Here is a 14,667-nt window from a genome sequence, read left to right as displayed (position 1 = left end):
AAAATCATTTAGTATCCGCAAAAGCAACGGCTCCCAGCCAATCCGAGAATATGAAAACCTACGCCATTGGCGACTTGCAGGGCTGCGCACACGAAGCGCAGCTGCTGCTCGACTGCATCTTCGACGAAGCGGGCAACGACGCCCGTATCCTGTTCGTCGGCGACCTGATCAATCGCGGCCCCGATTCGCTCACCGCGCTGCGGCGCATGAAGGCGCTGTCCGAATCGAGCGGCGGCCGCATCGAAGCCCTGCTCGGCAACCACGACCTGCACCTGATCGCGGTGGCGGCCGGCGCCCAGCGGCTCGGCCGCTCCGACACCCTCGACGAGATCCTGGCCGCGCCCGACCGCGACCAGCTGGTCGGCTGGCTGCGCCAACGCCCGCTGGCGATATTCGTCGACGCCCACCTGCTGGTGCACGCCGGCGTGGCGCCGCAATGGGATGCGCGCCAGACCATGGCGCTGGCCGGCGAAGTCGAGGCCGCGCTGCGCGGCGACGACTGGCTCGACTTCCTCGGCGCGATGTACGGCAACCTGCCGGACCGCTGGGACGATGGCCTGGTCGGCCATGAACGCCTGCGCTGCATCGTCAACGCACTCACCCGCATGCGCCTGTGCGCACCGGACGGCACGATGGATTTCAAGCACAAGGAAAGCGACGCCGGCCCGGCCGGCAGCGGCCTCTTGCCCTGGTTCGACCTGCCGGGGCGCCAGACCCAGGATGTCACCGTGGTGTTCGGCCACTGGTCGGCGCTGGGCCTGGTGCAGCGGCCGAACCTGATCGGCCTCGATAGCGGCTGCGTATGGGGCGGCAAATTGACGGCGGTGTGCCTGGACGATCGCACCTTGTTGCAGGTGGATTGTCCCGAGTACCGGGAACACGGTGGCAAGAAACGTTAAATTTTCACCGCGGCGGCCACCGCCTCTTGCGCCGCCAGCGCCAGCTCGCGCCGGTGCGCACCGACGCTCTCGAGCGGCGCCAGGCAGGCCAGGCGCGCCGTCACCGGTGGGCCCTGCAGGATGCGCAGCAGGCTGTCGACGAAGGTCGTGTCGCCCACGTACTCGATCGACGGGTGGATCGCGCCGGTCGCGTCGACGTACGACAGCGCATACGGCTGCACCGGCACGCCGGCGTCGATCGCGGCCTCGAACAGGTTGGCGTGGAAGGGCAGCACCTGGCCCTGCAGGCCGGTGGTCCCTTCCGGGAACAAGGCGACCCGCTCCCCTTTTTGCAGCACCTCGACCAGGCCCTTGAACACATGGCGCAGCTCGCGCCGGTTGCCGCGCGCGATGAACACCGTGCCGGCGCCGGCCGCCAGCCAGCCCATCACCGGCCAGGACCGGATCTCGGCCTTGGCCACGAAGCGGCAGGGATCGAGGGCGTTGATGACGAAGATGTCGAGCCAGGACACGTGGTTGGCCACCACCAGCGAGTGCTCGAGCGCCGGCACGCCGCCGGCATGCTCGACCTGCACGCGGCACAGGCGCAGCAGGCGGCGCGACCAGCCGCGCGTCAGGCGCGCGCGCAAGCTGGACGACGCGAAGGGAAACACCAGTGCGCAGGTCGCCAGTCCCTCGCACAGATGGACGGCGACGCGCGCGAGGCGCCAGGCAAGCCGGATTTTCAAGATGATGGATACATGAAGGACGAAGGCCCCATATGGTAGCCCTCGTCCAGGATGGATCAGCGCTGGTAGGCCACGCGGCCGCGCACGATGGTGGCCTTGACCTGGCCGGCCAGTTCGTAGCCGAGGAAAGGCGTGTGCTTGCCCTGGCTGGCCAGGGTCTTGCCGTCGACCTTCCAGCGCGCGTTCGGATCGAACAGCACCACGTCGGCCGCGGCGCCGACGCCCAGGGTGCCGGCCGGCAGGCCGGCGATGCGGGCCGCGTCGCGGGTGATGCGGCTGATCGCCAGTGGCAGCGCCTTGGCCGCATCCGGCTGGTCCTCGGCCCACTTGAGCGTCAATGACAGCAGCAGTTCCAGGCCGGTGGCGCCGGGCGAGGCTTCGCCGAACGGCAGCAGCTTTTCGTCGTCGTCGACCGGGGTATGGTCGGAGCAGACCGCATCCACGGTGCCATCGAGCACCGCCGCGCGGATCGCGTCGCGGTCGCGCTGGGCGCGCAGCGGCGGGGTCAGGCGCGCGTTGGAATCGAAGAAGCCGATGTCGGCGTCGGTCATGTGCAGGTGGTGCACACCGACGTCGCAACTGACGTCCAGGCCCTCTTTCTTGGCGGCGCGGATCAACTCCAGGCCGGCGCCGGACGAGATGCGGCAAAGGTGCACGCGCGCGCCGGTGGCGCGCATCAGCTCGAAGATCGTGTGCAGCGCGATGGTCTCGGACATCACCGGCACGCCCGACAGGCCCAGGCGCGACGCCAGGGGGCCGCTGTGGGCCACGCCGCCGCGGCCGATGTGCGCGTCTTGCGGACGCAGCCACACGGTATAACCGAAGGTCTTGGCGTACTGCATGGCGCGCAGCAGCACGACCGTGTCCAGCACCGGTTCCTCGGCCTGGGCGAAGCCAATGCAGCCGGCTTCGGTCAGTTCGGCCATCTCGGTCAGCGCCTGGCCTTTCAGGCCCACGGTCAACGCGCCCAGCGGATGCACATTGGCTTGATCGAGCATGCGCGCGCGGTGCTTGAGCATCTCGACCAGGCCCGGTTCGTCGAGCACCGGATCGGTGTCGGGCGGGCACACGAGCGTCGTCACGCCGCCCTGCATCGCAGCTTGCAGCTCAGACTCCAGGGTGGCCTTGTATTCGTAGCCGGGCTCGCGCAGGCGCGCCGACAGGTCGACCAGGCCGGGGGCGACCACCAGGCCGCTGGCATCGATGGCCCGGTCGGCGGTGAAGCCTTGCGGCGCAGTGCCAAGGGCCGCGATCTTGCCGTCGACAATGAACAGGTCTTGCGCGGCGTCGACGCCGTTCGCCGGGTCGATCACTCGCCCGTTCTTGATATGAAGTTTCATGCGTGGGTTCCTGCCAAAATGCTCATCACCGCCATCCGTACCGCGATCCCGAAGGTCACCTGCGGCAGGATCACCGCCTGGGCGCCGTCCGCCACCGCCGAATCGATCTCGACGCCGCGGTTCATCGGGCCCGGGTGCATCACGATCGCGTCCGGTTTTGCCAGCGCCAGGCGCTCGGGCGTCAGGCCGTAGCTCTTGAAGTATTCTTGCGCCGACGGCAGCAGCGCGCCGCTCATGCGCTCGTTCTGCAGGCGCAGCATGATGATGACGTCGACGTCCTTCAGGCCTTCATCCATGTTCGTGAAGGTGCGCACGCCCATTTGATCCAGGCCGCCCGGCAGCAGCGTGTGCGGGCCGATGGCGCGCACTTCGGGCACGCCCAGCGTGGTCAGGGCGTGGATGTCGGAGCGCGCCACGCGGCTGTGCAAGATATCGCCGACGATGGCCACGCGCAGGTTCGTAAAGTCTTTCTTGTAGTGCCGGATCGTGTACATGTCCAGCAGGCCCTGGGTCGGGTGGGCGTGGCGGCCGTCGCCGGCGTTCACCACGTGCACGTCCGAGCGGGTGCGGTTCAGGTGCTGGGCGATCATGTACGGCGCGCCCGACTGCGAGTGGCGTACCACGAACATATCGGCGTGCATCGCGGCCAGGTTGTCGATCGTGTCGAGCAGCGACTCGCCCTTGGTGGTCGACGAGGCCTGGATGTTCAGGTTGATCACGTCGGCCGACAGGCGCTTGGAGGCGATCTCGAAGGTGGTGCGGGTGCGCGTCGAGTTTTCGAAGAACAGGTTGAACACGCTCTTGCCGCGCATGAGCGGGACCTTCTTGACTTCGCGGTCGGAGATGCCGACGAAGCTCGATGCGGTGTCGAGGATGTGGTCGATGTGCGACTTCTTGAGTCCCTCGATGGTGAGCAGGTGCTGCAGCTCGCCGTTCTTGTTCAGTTGCGGATTATTTTGCAGGATCGGCATTGTCTTCTTCGATGGTCAGCGAGAGTTGGCCTGTGTCGTCGCGCTGCAGGCACAGCGACTGGTTGGCCTCGAGCGAGGCGCGGATGCCGACGAAATCGGCCGCCACCGGCAGCTCGCGCCCGCCGCGGTCGGCCAGCGCGGCCAGTTTGATGCAGGCCGGACGACCGTAGTCGAACAGCACATTGATCGCGGCGCGCGTGGTGCGGCCCGTCTGCAGCACGTCGTCGACCAGCACGACCATCGCGCCGTCGACCGCGAAGCGGATGTGGGTCGGTTTCACATCGGGATGCAGGCCCTTGCGTGCATAGTCGTCGCGGTAGAACGAGACGTCGATCGAACCCAGGCGGGCGGTGAGATCCAGGTCGCGCGCCAGGCGCTCGGCGAGCCAGGCGCCGCCGGAATGGATGCCGACGATGGCGGCATCCTGCACGCCATCGAGGCCTGCGCGGACCTGGGCCAGCAGCTCGCGATACAGCGCTTCGGCGTCAAGATTGGGATTAGTTGTAGGCATCAGGTGGAAGAAAATGCGTCAAAATACTGTTGCAAAATAATGGCGGCCGCCTTGTCGTCGATGACATCGCCACGCTTCGATGCGATCACGGCCGACGAATAACGTTCGTCGACCAGCTCGACCGGCAGGTTGAAGCGGCCATGCAGCTGGTTGGCGAAGCGGCGGCTGCGCAGGGTCATGTCGTGCTCGGCGCCGTCGGGATGGCGCGGCTCGCCCACCACCAGGCGCGCCGGCGACCACTCGGCAATCAGCTCGCCGATGATCTTGAAGCGGGTGGCGTTGTCGATCGCGGCAATGACGCGCAGCGGCTGCGCCTGCCCGGTCAGGGTGTTGCCCATGGCGATGCCGATCCGCTTGACGCCGAAGTCGAAGCCGAGAACGATATCAACCATGCACGTACAGCGTTTTACGCATGGCCGGCTTCGGTGGCAAGCATGAAAGGATCGATCCCCAGCAGTTTGATGGCGGCGTGATAGCGTTCTTCGATCGGCAGGTCGAACAGCACGCGCGCGTCGGCGCCCACCGTCAGCCAGCCGTTGCGCGAGATTTCTTCTTCGAGCTGGCCGGGGCTCCAGCCGGCATAGCCGATCGAGACCAGCATGCGCGCCGGTCCGCCGCCGCTGGCGACGGCTTCCAACACGTCGATCGAGGTCGTGAAGGCGACGTCGTCGGTGACCGAGAGCGAGGACGAATAGCGCCCGCCCGGCGAATGCAGCACGAAGCCGCGATCGTCTTGCACCGGTCCGCCGAACATGATCGGCTCGTCGACCACGGTCGCGCGCAGGCCTTCGGCCAGCTTCAGGTCGACGCGGTCGAACAGGGTTTCCATCGTCATGTCGGTCGGCTTGTTGATGACCACGCCCAGCACGCCCTTGTCGTTATGCTCGCAGACATAGACGACAGTGCCGCCGAAGATCGGGTCCTGGATCGATGGCATGGCGATCAGGAAGTGGTTCGCAAGATTGAGCCCTGATGCTGCCGGGCCCGCCTTCGCGAGCGTATCGTCCTGTTCCCGGGGCATACCCGGCATCGGTAGAGTTTTGCCAACTTTGGTTTTTTTCATACGGATACTCTCAAAAGGCGCACTCTTGCGTTAAAACATGATCGACTGCCAAGGTTCTGCAGCACAACGTTACGCTTTTCCCTAGTTTACACCTATTTGGTCCGGGGACCCTCGGAAGCATGACCACGAGGACGCTGCGGGACACCACGGTCCGATCCTAGACAGTAAAATCTGCTCCCGCCTTGACCCTGCACACAGTGATGAATTTGAGCAAGTCTTTAGTCTGGTTCCGACGCGATCTGCGCGCATTCGACCATGCCGCCCTGCATCAAGCCTTGCGGTCGTCGCAACAGGTGTACTGCGTTTTCGTGTATGACACCGACATCCTCGCCGGCTTGCCGCGCGACGACCGCCGCCTACGCTTCATACACGCCAGCCTGGCCAGCCTGGATGCGGAACTGCGTCGTCTGGGAGGCTACCTGATCGTGCGTCATGGCAGCGCCCGGGATGCGCTGCCTGCAATGGCGAAGGCGCTGGAGGTCGATGCCGTGCACGTGTGCACCGATGTTGAACCGCTGGCCATCGTGCGCGATGCCGACGTGGCCGCGCAGCTTGCCGCGCAGGGCCGCGCCTTCCACGCGTACAAGGACCAGGTCATCTTCGAGAAGGATGAAGTGCTGACCCTGGCGGGGCAGCCGTTCTCGGTATTCACGCCCTACAAGAATGCCTGGCTCAAGCGGCTGGCGGCGCGGCCCGAGACGCTGGCGGCGTATCCGGTCGATATGTACGCGCATGCCTTCGCGCCGCCTGCGTCGCCATCGGCCTTGCCGGCGCTGGAAGACATCGGCTTCGATGCGGGCGAGCCGCCGCTGCCGGCCGGCATGGAGGGCGCGGAAGCACTGTTCGAGGCCTTCGTGATGGATATCGCCGACTACGGCCGCGCGCGCGATTTCCCGGCCGAGGATGGCACCTCGCGGCTGTCGACGCACCTGCGCTTCGGCACCACCTCGATCCGCCACCTGGTGCGCACGGCGCAGCAATTGATGCTGTCGGGCGCCGGCGGCAATGGCGCCGCGGTGTGGCTGTCGGAACTCATCTGGCGCGATTTCTATGCGATGGTGCTGGCGCAGAACCCGCACGTGGCCGAGCGTTCCTTCAAGCCGGCCTTCGATGCCGTGCAATGGGACGATGGCGCCGATGCAGATGCGTTGTTCGCGGCCTGGTGCGAGGGCCGCACCGGGTATCCGCTGGTCGACGCCGCGATGGTGCAGCTGAACACGACGGGCTTCATGCACAACCGGCTGCGCATGGTGACCGCCAGTTTCCTGACCAAGGACCTCGGCATCGACTGGCGCCGCGGCGAAGCCTATTTTGCGCTGAAGCTGAACGACTACGAGCTGGCGTCGAACAACGGCGGCTGGCAATGGGCGGCGTCGACCGGCTGCGATGCGCAGCCCTGGTTCAGGATCTTCAATCCGGTGACGCAATCGACGCGCTTCGATGCGCGCGGGGAGTTTATCCGGCGCCATCTGCCGCAACTGGCGCAGCTCGACGGCAAGCAGATCCACGCACCGTGGCAGGTCAAGCCCGAGCTGCTGGCCGAGCGCGGCGTGGTGCTGGGGAAGGATTATCCGGCGCCGGTCGTGGACCACGACGCGGCGCGCAGGCGCACACTGGAGCGGTTTGCGGTGGTCAGGAAGACCGCAGCAGCTCCGTGATCGCCGCCAGCAGCACCGGTTCCTGGTAGGGCTTGCCGTAATAGGCATTCACGCCCAGCCCCATTGCCACGTTGCGGTGCTTGTCGGCCGTGCGCGAGGTGATCATGATGATCGGGATGTCCCTAATTGCCTCGTTACCACGCACATTGCGCGTCAGGTCGAAGCCATCCATGCGCGGCATCTCGATATCGACCAGCATCAGGTCGGGCGCGCCCTGCCCCATCAATTCCAGCGCCTCGACGCCGTCCTTGGCCAGCTGCACCCGATAGCCTTCGCGCTCGAGCAGGCGCTGGGTCACGCGGCGCACGGTCAGCGAATCGTCGACCACCATCACGGTCGGCCGCCGCACCTGGCGCACTACCTCCTTTTTCACGCGCACCGCCGCCTCGGGCTGTTGCGCCAGGGCCAGCGGATCGAGGATCAGGACGATCTCGCCCGAACCCAGCACCGTCGCGCCGGCAATGCCCGGCACCCGCGACAGTTGCGGGCCGATGTTCTTGACCACCACTTCGCGGTTGCCCAGCACCTCGTCCACGCGCAGCGCGATGCGGCGGCTGGCGCCGTTCAGCACCAGCACCGGCGTCGAGCGCTGGGCCGCGGGACGATCGTCCCCGTCCTCGCCCAGCAGGCCAGGCAAGGCATGGAGCGCCAGCGTTTCTCCGCCCAGCACGATGCTGCCGGCCTCGATCGCCGCCGCCAGGTCGAGCTCGCGCACCTGCTCTACCCGCTCGACCAGGGTCGACGGCACCGCATGCGTGCGCCCGCCCGCCGTCACCAGCACGACTTGCGCGACCGCGAGGGTCAGCGGCAGGGTGATCGTGAAGCGCGCGCCCTGGCCTGGTTCGGACACCACCGCCACCCGGCCGCCCAGCGCCTGGGCTTCGGAGCGCACCACGTCCATGCCGACGCCGCGGCCGGCCAGTTCGGTCAGCGTGTCGGCCGTCGAGAAGCCCGGCTCGAAGATCAGCTCGGCCACGTCCTGGTCGGATACCTCGTCTGCTTCGGCCAGCAGGCCGGCCGCCAGCGCCTTGGCGCGGATGCGCTCCAGGTCCAGGCCGGCGCCGTCGTCGCCGAACACGAGCACGACTTCGTTGCCGTGCTGGCTGACCTGCACCAGCAGCTCGCCGGTCTCAGACTTGTTCGCTTGCTGGCGCGCCGCGCGCGGCTCGATGCCGTGCACGATCGCATTCCTCAGCAGGTGCTCGAACGGCGCCGCCATCTGTTCCAGCACGCCGCGGTCGATCTCGACATTGCCGCCGCGGATGTCGAGGTTGACGCGCTTGTCGGTTTCCTTCGCGGTCTGGCGCGCGACGCGGAACAGGCGCTCCGAGAGACTCGCGAACGGCACCATCCGTACCCGCATCAGGTCGCGCTGCAGGTCGCGCGTCATGCGCGCCTGGCTTGCCAGTTCCTCGTTGGCGCCATCGACCGCGCGCGCCAGGCTTTCCTGGAACGAGGCGACGTCGTCGACGCTCTCGGCCAGCATGCGCGTCAGTTCCTGCAGGCGCGTGAAGCGGTCGAACTCGAGCGGATCGAATTCGCGCTCGCCGGCGATCGACAGGCGCGAAGCGATCTGCGACTCGGCCTGCATCTCGATCTCGCGCAGCTGGCGCCGCAGGCGCGAGACGTTGTCCGAGAAGTCGCCCAGCGAACCCTTGAGCGCGCCCATCTGGTTTTCCAGGCGCGAGCGCGTAATCGACACTTCGCCCGCCTGGTTCACCACGCGGTCGAGGATGTCGGCGCGCACCCGCACCAGCGGCGAACGGGCCGGTTCGGCCGGGGCAGCAGCCGCCTCGGCTTGCGGCGCAGACTGTGGCGCGCCGGCGGCCGGCTGCTGCAACTGCTCGAACAGCAGCATCGCCGCGTCGTAGTTGGCCAGCAGCTCGTCGAAGGCGGTGGCCGGCAAGGTCGAGGTGCCGGCATGGACCATGTTCTCGATCTGGGTTTCCAGCTCGTGCGCGTGCTGGCCCAGGCGCATCGCACCGGCCATGCGCGCGCTGCCCTTGACCGTGTGCAGGTCGCGCTGCATGCCTTGCGCGATCGCGGCATTGGATGGCGCCGAGCGCCACTGGCGCAGGTCGTGGCCGATGCGTGGCAGCAGGTCGGCACCTTCTTCCAGGAATACCGGCAGCAGGTCCGGGTCGATCTCGTCGGCATGGCTGGCGCCGACCAGCTCGGGCTCGGGTTCCGGAGTCGATTCCGGTTCGGGCGCCGCCTCGGCCAGCACCGCTTCATCCGGCGTGACGGCGACGAAACCGGCATCCTGCACCTGCGGGACCGCCTGATCCAGTTCCGGCGCAGCGAAGGCATCGTCGAGGAAGGAGTCGAACAGGTCGTCGACTTCGTCCGTCACCGCTTTCTTCGGTTCAAGCACCGGCGCCTGGCGCGCTTCGAACGCGGGCGGATCGGCCAGCAGCTGTTCGTAGGCCGCGGCGAACAGCGCGTCGAGCTGCTTGGCCAGCGCCGGATCGGCCTGGCCATACAAGGCTGCCGCCTGCTGGCTGGCCAGGCGTTCGCGCAAGGCCGCCAGTTGCCCGACCAGGTCGGGCTGGCCAGGCGCCAGTTCGCCCAGGGTGAATACCTGCAGCATGGTGCGCATGCGCGACAGGGTCGCATCGAACAACTCGAACTGGCTGTCTTCCAGTTGAATACCCGGCGCCGCCAGCTTCTCGAGCGTTGTTTCCAGCGCGTGCGCGAGGTCGCGCAGCGCGGTATAGCCGACCGTGGCCGAGGTGCCGGCCAGCGTGTGCGCCGCCGTCAGCGCGTCCTGCAGCGCGTCGCCATCGGGGCCGCGGCGCAGTGCGTCGAGGGCCTGCTCCAGGTTGGCGCACAGCGTGTCGGTTTCGCCCAGGTAGACGTCGTGCAGCGCCTGCGGGATGGCCAGGTCGCCGACGCGCCGGACGCCATCATCGCCCGCCAGGTCCAGCGGCTCGTCGAGCAGCGGAATATCGTCCAGCGCCGGCGCTTCGATGATGTCGTCCAGCACCAGCGGCTCGTCGGCCAATGGTTCGAACGGGCCGCCCTCCTGCACCCTTGCGGCGGCCTCGATCAGCGCCGCGCCATCGCGATCCGGCGTGCGGCCCGCGGCCAGCTCTGCCACCCAGGCATCGAGTTCGGCATACGCATGGGCCAGCAGCGCCAGCAGGTCGGCGGTGGCCGCGCGGCCGTCGGCCAGCCACACATTCATCACGCGCTCGATGGCGGCGGCGGTGGCGCCGAAGGCCTCCAGGTCCACCATGCGGCTGCTGCCCTTGAGCGTGTGGAAGCTGCGGCGCAACAGGGTCAAGGTCTCCTGGTTGCCCGGCTCGTCGGCCGCACGCGGCAGGGTCTCGACCACGAAGGCCAGCACTTCCTGCGCCTCGGCGATGAAGATCCCGAGCAGTTCGGCGTCGACGCCGTCGGCTTGCGGTTCCACCGGCGTCGGCGCCGTGTCGACCGGCGCCTCCGCCCTGGCCTGGACGAACTCGAACGGCAGTTCGCGCAGCAGGCGCTTGTCGAGGTCGAAGGTGAAGCGGCCGCGCGCGGCCTCGCTGTCCTGGGCCAGCAGGTCGGCGAAGAAGCCGAGCGCGCCGATATTCTGGGCGATATTGTGCAGCGACGCATGCTGGCTGGTCACGTCCGCCTCGCTGGCGGAAAGCGCCCGCACCGCCTCTTCGACGTGGTCCACGGCCAGCACGGCCTGGTCCTGGTCGAGGATGGCGAACGCGCCCTGCAGCTGGTGCAGGATCGGCGCCGCCTGGTCGAGCACCTGGCGCTTGCCCGGGTCGTCGTAGTAATCGTCGAGCAGCTTCTCGATCTGGCGCAGGCCCGCCTTGACCTCGCTCGCCAGCACGGCCACGGTCTGGCCCTGCTGGATCTGGCGCGCCAGTTCGCCCTGCCAGTGCGGGGCGTCGGGCGGCGTCTCGCCGGCGGCCAGCGCCAACAGGCGCGCGCCGACGGCTTCGGCGTTCTCCGAGAAATCGTCCGGCAGCTGGCGCAGCTGGTCCAGTCCGTTCTCGACGAACAGCATGGCGGCCGCCATCTCGAGCCCGAACTGGTCGTCGCGGCCCGATTGCACCGAATCGCTGGCCGCGCGGCCCAGTTCGCGCAGCAGCTGGGCCAGCGCCGGGGCGCCCAGCTTTTCGCTGGCGCCGGCCAGTCGTGCCAGCGCGTCATTGAAATCGTGCTCGACCTGGGCGTCCGGCTTGCCAACGCCTGCGATCCGGTCCCAGTCCGACTTGGTGCGCGCCAGCGCTTCGCGCGCTTCTTGCAGGGCGTGCGGGTCGAGCTTGCCGTAGCGGCGCTCGGCATAATCGGGCGGCACCGCACCGTCCAGGCCCAGGGCCTGGCGCAAGGCGCGCGCTTCAGGACCGGGCTCGCGCGCGGCAGCGATGAAGAACAGCGCGTCGCGCAGCATCGCCTCGGGCGCATCCTGCTCGCCCTTGGCCAGGCGCCGCAACTGCAGGTTGACCTGGCCGAACAGCTGCTTGATATACAGGTCGCTCTCGACCTGGCCGTCGGCCACCACGCTGGCAAAGGCGTGCATCGCCTGCCAGAACAGGCGCGCGCGCGGTGCATCCTGGGCGGCGGCGATCGGCGCGATGGCAGCGACCAGGTCGGCCGCGTGGACCTGGCGCCCGGCGTCGTCCTCGGCCTTCAGGTAGGGTAACAACGCCTTTTCAAAGCGGATTCGGCAGGCCGCGATATCGGCCTGCCCGCTGCCGTCCGGCGCAGGCAATCCGGGCAGCGCCGACAGGTCGAGCGACAGCAGGTCGGACGGGTGCACCTTCACGTCGCGCTGGCGCTCGACCATGTCGCGGTAATACGGGAACAGGCGCGCCGGCTGCTGCGGCATGCCGGCCAGGAGTTCGTCCAGGTATTCGCCCAGGGCGCCGAAGGCGTCCAGCACCACCTGCACGCTATCCGGCGTGCATGGCAGCTGCCCATCCTTGAAACGGTCCAGCACAGCCTCGGCCGCGCCGGTGTACACCCCGACGCCCTCGACGTCGACCATCTGCAGGGCGCCGTGCGCCTGGTGCAGGTGGGTCTTGGCGTGCAGCAGCAGGGTCGGCTGGGCTTCGGGCGAACGCCCGGCGGCCTCGCGCAGGGAGGTGGACGCGCGCGCCAGGGCATCGCGGATTTCGCCGATGACCCAGGACAGCGGGCCGGTGTCGAAGCTGGAGCGACTGAGTGACGCGTTCAAGGTCGGGGACGGTATAGCCATGGGCCGCTCAGGATACCACGCGGAAGCGCGACACCGAATCCTTGAGCTCCTGCGCCAGGGTGGCCAGTTCGTGAATCGATTGCGCGGTCTGGCGCGTGCCCTGCTGGGTGTGCTCGGTCACCGACAGGATCTGCCGCATCTTGTCGGCCACGCCGGTAGCCTGGGTCGCCTGGCGCCCGGTGGCGCTCGACATGTCGCCGATCAGCTCACCGAGGCGGTTCGACACGCGCGAGATGTCCGACAGCGCGGCCCCGGCGGCGTCCGACAGGCGCGCGCCCTCGACCACGCCCTGGGTCGATTTTTCCATGGCCGCCACCGCGTCGTGGGTGTCGGTCTGGATGGTGCGCACCAGCGCGCCGATCTGCTTCGCCGCGTCGCCCGAGCGTTCCGCCAGGCGCTGCACTTCTTCGGCCACCACCGAGAAGCCGCGGCCCGCTTCGCCGGCCGATGCGGCCTGGATCGCGGCGTTCAGCGCCAGCACGTTGGTCTGCTCGGTAATGTCCGAGATCAGCTCGGTGATCTCGCCGATCTCCTGCGACGATTCGCCCAGGCGCTTGATGCGCTTCGAGGTTTCCTGGATCTGCTCGCGGATCTCCTGCATGCCGCGAATCGCGTTCTGCACCGCGGTCGCGCCCTGCTCGGCCGCCGCCACCGACTGGCGCGCCACGTCGGCCGATTCGAGGGCCGAGCGCGACACGTCGGTGATCAGGCCGGCCAGGCGCAGGGTCGTGCTCGACGCTTCCTGGATCTCGCGCGACTGTTGCTCGGCGGCGCCCAGCAGTTCGCTCGACACCGTCTGCGCGCCGTTCGAGGCGCGTGCCACCTGTTCCGAGGTGGTAATCACGCGCAGCACCAGCTCGCGCAATTCCTCGACCGTGTAGTTGACCGAGTCGGCGATCGCGCCGGTGATGTCTTCCGACACCGTGGCCTGCACGGTCAGGTCGCCGTCGGCCACCTCTTGCAGCTCGTTCATCAGGCGCAGGATCGCGGCCTGGTTCTGGTCGTTGGTGGCCTTGGCCTCTTCTTCCTTGGCCTGGGCCAGCTGGCGCATGGCTTCCGCTTCGCGGCGGCGTTCCTCGGCGCTGCGCGCGCGTTCGGCGGCGTCGCCCAGCATGGCGCGCGAGATGCCCAGCGCCGCCACCAGGGTGAACAGGGCGGCGGCCACGGTCAGCCAGAACCAGCCGCTGGTGCCGGCCTGGTCGCGTTGATAATCGCGGTGCAACTCCGCCAGCATGACGCGCAGCTGTTCGCTGTCGCGCGAGATCACGCGCTCGGCGGCGCGCGCGCTGGCGTAGTTGGTGAGATTGCCCAGCAGTGGGGTCACGGTCTTGACGTACTCCTGGAAGCTGTCGCGGATGCGCGCCAGGCGCATGCGCTGTTCGAGGTCGGTCAGCGGGGCCAGGCCCAGTTTGCCGCCACCATCGAGCAGGCCGTCGATGATTGTCTGCAGCGAGGCGATGTCGCCCATGATATAGGTCACCGCGTTCTGGGCCGAACCCGGCGTGGTGAAGGTCTGGGTGCCGGCCGACAGGCGCTGGGCCAGCGACTGCATGCTCAGCGCGGCCACCTGGCGCCGCGTGTCGGTCGATTCGTCCCGTTGCAGGCGTTCGGCGATCGCGCTCAGTTCCGGACCCACCTCTTCGTACTGGCGCAGGCTGACGCCGAAGGCCAGCAGGTTGCGCTTGTTGGCCAGGATGCTGGCGGCGGCCTTGGACGAGGCATTCCACAGCACGATCGCCTTTTGCAGGTCTTCGGCGCGCTTGCCGGTGGCGGCCGGGATGCGGCCGGTCGGCGACTGGCCGCCGCGCGCCAGCAGGTCCAGTTCGCGGCCCAGCTGGGTGCGGCTGTCTTCGAGCTGCTCGAAGGCGGCGGCGTCGCCGCGCAGCGCGATCGGGGCGGCCTTGGCGAAACGCTGCGAGTGCATCACGGCGTCGCCGGTCACCTGGCTCTGGCCGGCCAGGCGCGCATCGATGGCCGAGTTCTGCCAGGCCGCCAGCAAGGTCAGCAGCACGCCGCCGACAAAGGCGCCGAGCAGCAGGTTCAACCGGCCCGGCTGGAACTGGGCGCCGAACAGGGTCGGCCGCAGGTCTTGCGCGTTTTCCGCCGCCAGGGCCTCGGTGGCGCCGCGGCTGCGGAATCCGCCCAGGCGGCGTGCGGCCGCGGTGGCCGAGCCGCCGGCATCGGGATGCGCGTCCTGCGCGGATTCGGCAGCCGGCTCCGGGGCGGCGTCGCCCTTCGCGAAGAAGTTCGTGGTCAGTTTCGAAGCGAATCCCATTGCTGCTCCCTGTTGCTGC

General features: G+C 68.3%; 10 protein-coding genes. 2 read left to right on the top strand and 8 right to left on the bottom strand.

From position 1 onward, the window contains the following. The first annotated feature begins 50 nt into the window (after positions 1-50). The gene (locus E8M83_RS18720) at positions 51-899 is read left to right on the top strand and encodes a symmetrical bis(5'-nucleosyl)-tetraphosphatase (protein WP_137174863.1); all 849 of its coding nucleotides are present in this window, start codon (positions 51-53) and stop codon (positions 897-899) included. Here E8M83_RS18720 and E8M83_RS18715 read toward each other — a convergent pair. Genes E8M83_RS18715 through E8M83_RS18690 form a run of 6 tightly spaced genes read right to left on the bottom strand, consistent with a single transcriptional unit; the run spans position 896 to position 5,470 of the window. Beyond that, on the bottom strand, positions 896-1,627 hold the full coding sequence (locus E8M83_RS18715; RefSeq protein WP_137174862.1) for a 1-acyl-sn-glycerol-3-phosphate acyltransferase: 732 nt from the start codon (positions 1,625-1,627) through the stop codon (positions 896-898). The genes E8M83_RS18720 and E8M83_RS18715 overlap by 4 nt on opposite strands. Positions 1,628-1,683: 56 nt before the next feature. Next, a complete protein-coding gene (locus E8M83_RS18710) occupies positions 1,684-2,967 on the bottom strand; it encodes a dihydroorotase (protein ID WP_137174861.1) in 1,284 nt (427 codons plus the stop codon). After that, positions 2,964-3,938 carry an aspartate carbamoyltransferase catalytic subunit gene (locus E8M83_RS18705; RefSeq protein WP_137174860.1) on the bottom strand — a complete coding sequence of 325 codons (975 nt, stop codon included), beginning with the start codon at positions 3,936-3,938 and terminating at the stop codon, positions 2,964-2,966. The genes E8M83_RS18710 and E8M83_RS18705 overlap by 4 nt, the downstream gene beginning before the upstream one ends. Next, a complete protein-coding gene (gene pyrR / locus E8M83_RS18700; protein ID WP_137174859.1) occupies positions 3,919-4,449 on the bottom strand; it encodes a bifunctional pyr operon transcriptional regulator/uracil phosphoribosyltransferase PyrR in 531 nt (176 codons plus the stop codon). Before pyrR ends, E8M83_RS18705 begins: the two co-directional genes overlap by 20 nt. Next, a complete protein-coding gene (gene ruvX / locus E8M83_RS18695; RefSeq protein ID WP_137174858.1) occupies positions 4,449-4,841 on the bottom strand; it encodes a Holliday junction resolvase RuvX in 393 nt (130 codons plus the stop codon). The genes pyrR and ruvX overlap by 1 nt, the downstream gene beginning before the upstream one ends. A 14-nt stretch (positions 4,842-4,855) precedes the next feature. Next, the gene (locus E8M83_RS18690; RefSeq protein WP_137174857.1) at positions 4,856-5,470 is read right to left on the bottom strand and encodes a YqgE/AlgH family protein; all 615 of its coding nucleotides are present in this window, start codon (positions 5,468-5,470) and stop codon (positions 4,856-4,858) included. 242 nt (positions 5,471-5,712) lie between these two features. Here E8M83_RS18690 and E8M83_RS18685 point away from each other — a divergent pair, with 242 nt between their 5' ends. After that, positions 5,713-7,170, top strand: coding sequence for a deoxyribodipyrimidine photo-lyase (locus tag E8M83_RS18685; RefSeq protein ID WP_137174856.1), 1,458 nt, complete (start codon positions 5,713-5,715; stop codon positions 7,168-7,170). On the opposite strand, the gene E8M83_RS18680 is transcribed toward E8M83_RS18685, so the two are convergent. Beyond that, positions 7,145-12,373 carry an Hpt domain-containing protein gene (locus E8M83_RS18680; protein ID WP_137174855.1) on the bottom strand — a complete coding sequence of 1,743 codons (5,229 nt, stop codon included), beginning with the start codon at positions 12,371-12,373 and terminating at the stop codon, positions 7,145-7,147. The two genes, E8M83_RS18685 and E8M83_RS18680, sit on opposite strands and share 26 nt — an antisense overlap. Before the next feature lie 7 nt (positions 12,374-12,380). Continuing rightward, positions 12,381-14,648 carry a methyl-accepting chemotaxis protein gene (locus E8M83_RS18675; protein WP_137174854.1) on the bottom strand — a complete coding sequence of 756 codons (2,268 nt, stop codon included), beginning with the start codon at positions 14,646-14,648 and terminating at the stop codon, positions 12,381-12,383. Between the last annotated feature and the right edge of the window lie 19 nt (positions 14,649-14,667).

It is taken from the genome of Massilia sp. HP4 (genome assembly GCF_005222695.1).
In the GTDB taxonomy this organism is placed as follows: Bacteria; Pseudomonadota; Gammaproteobacteria; order Burkholderiales; family Burkholderiaceae_D; genus Telluria.
Note: the sequence above shows the minus strand (reverse complement) of the source record. Positions and strands in the feature narration are given on the sequence as shown.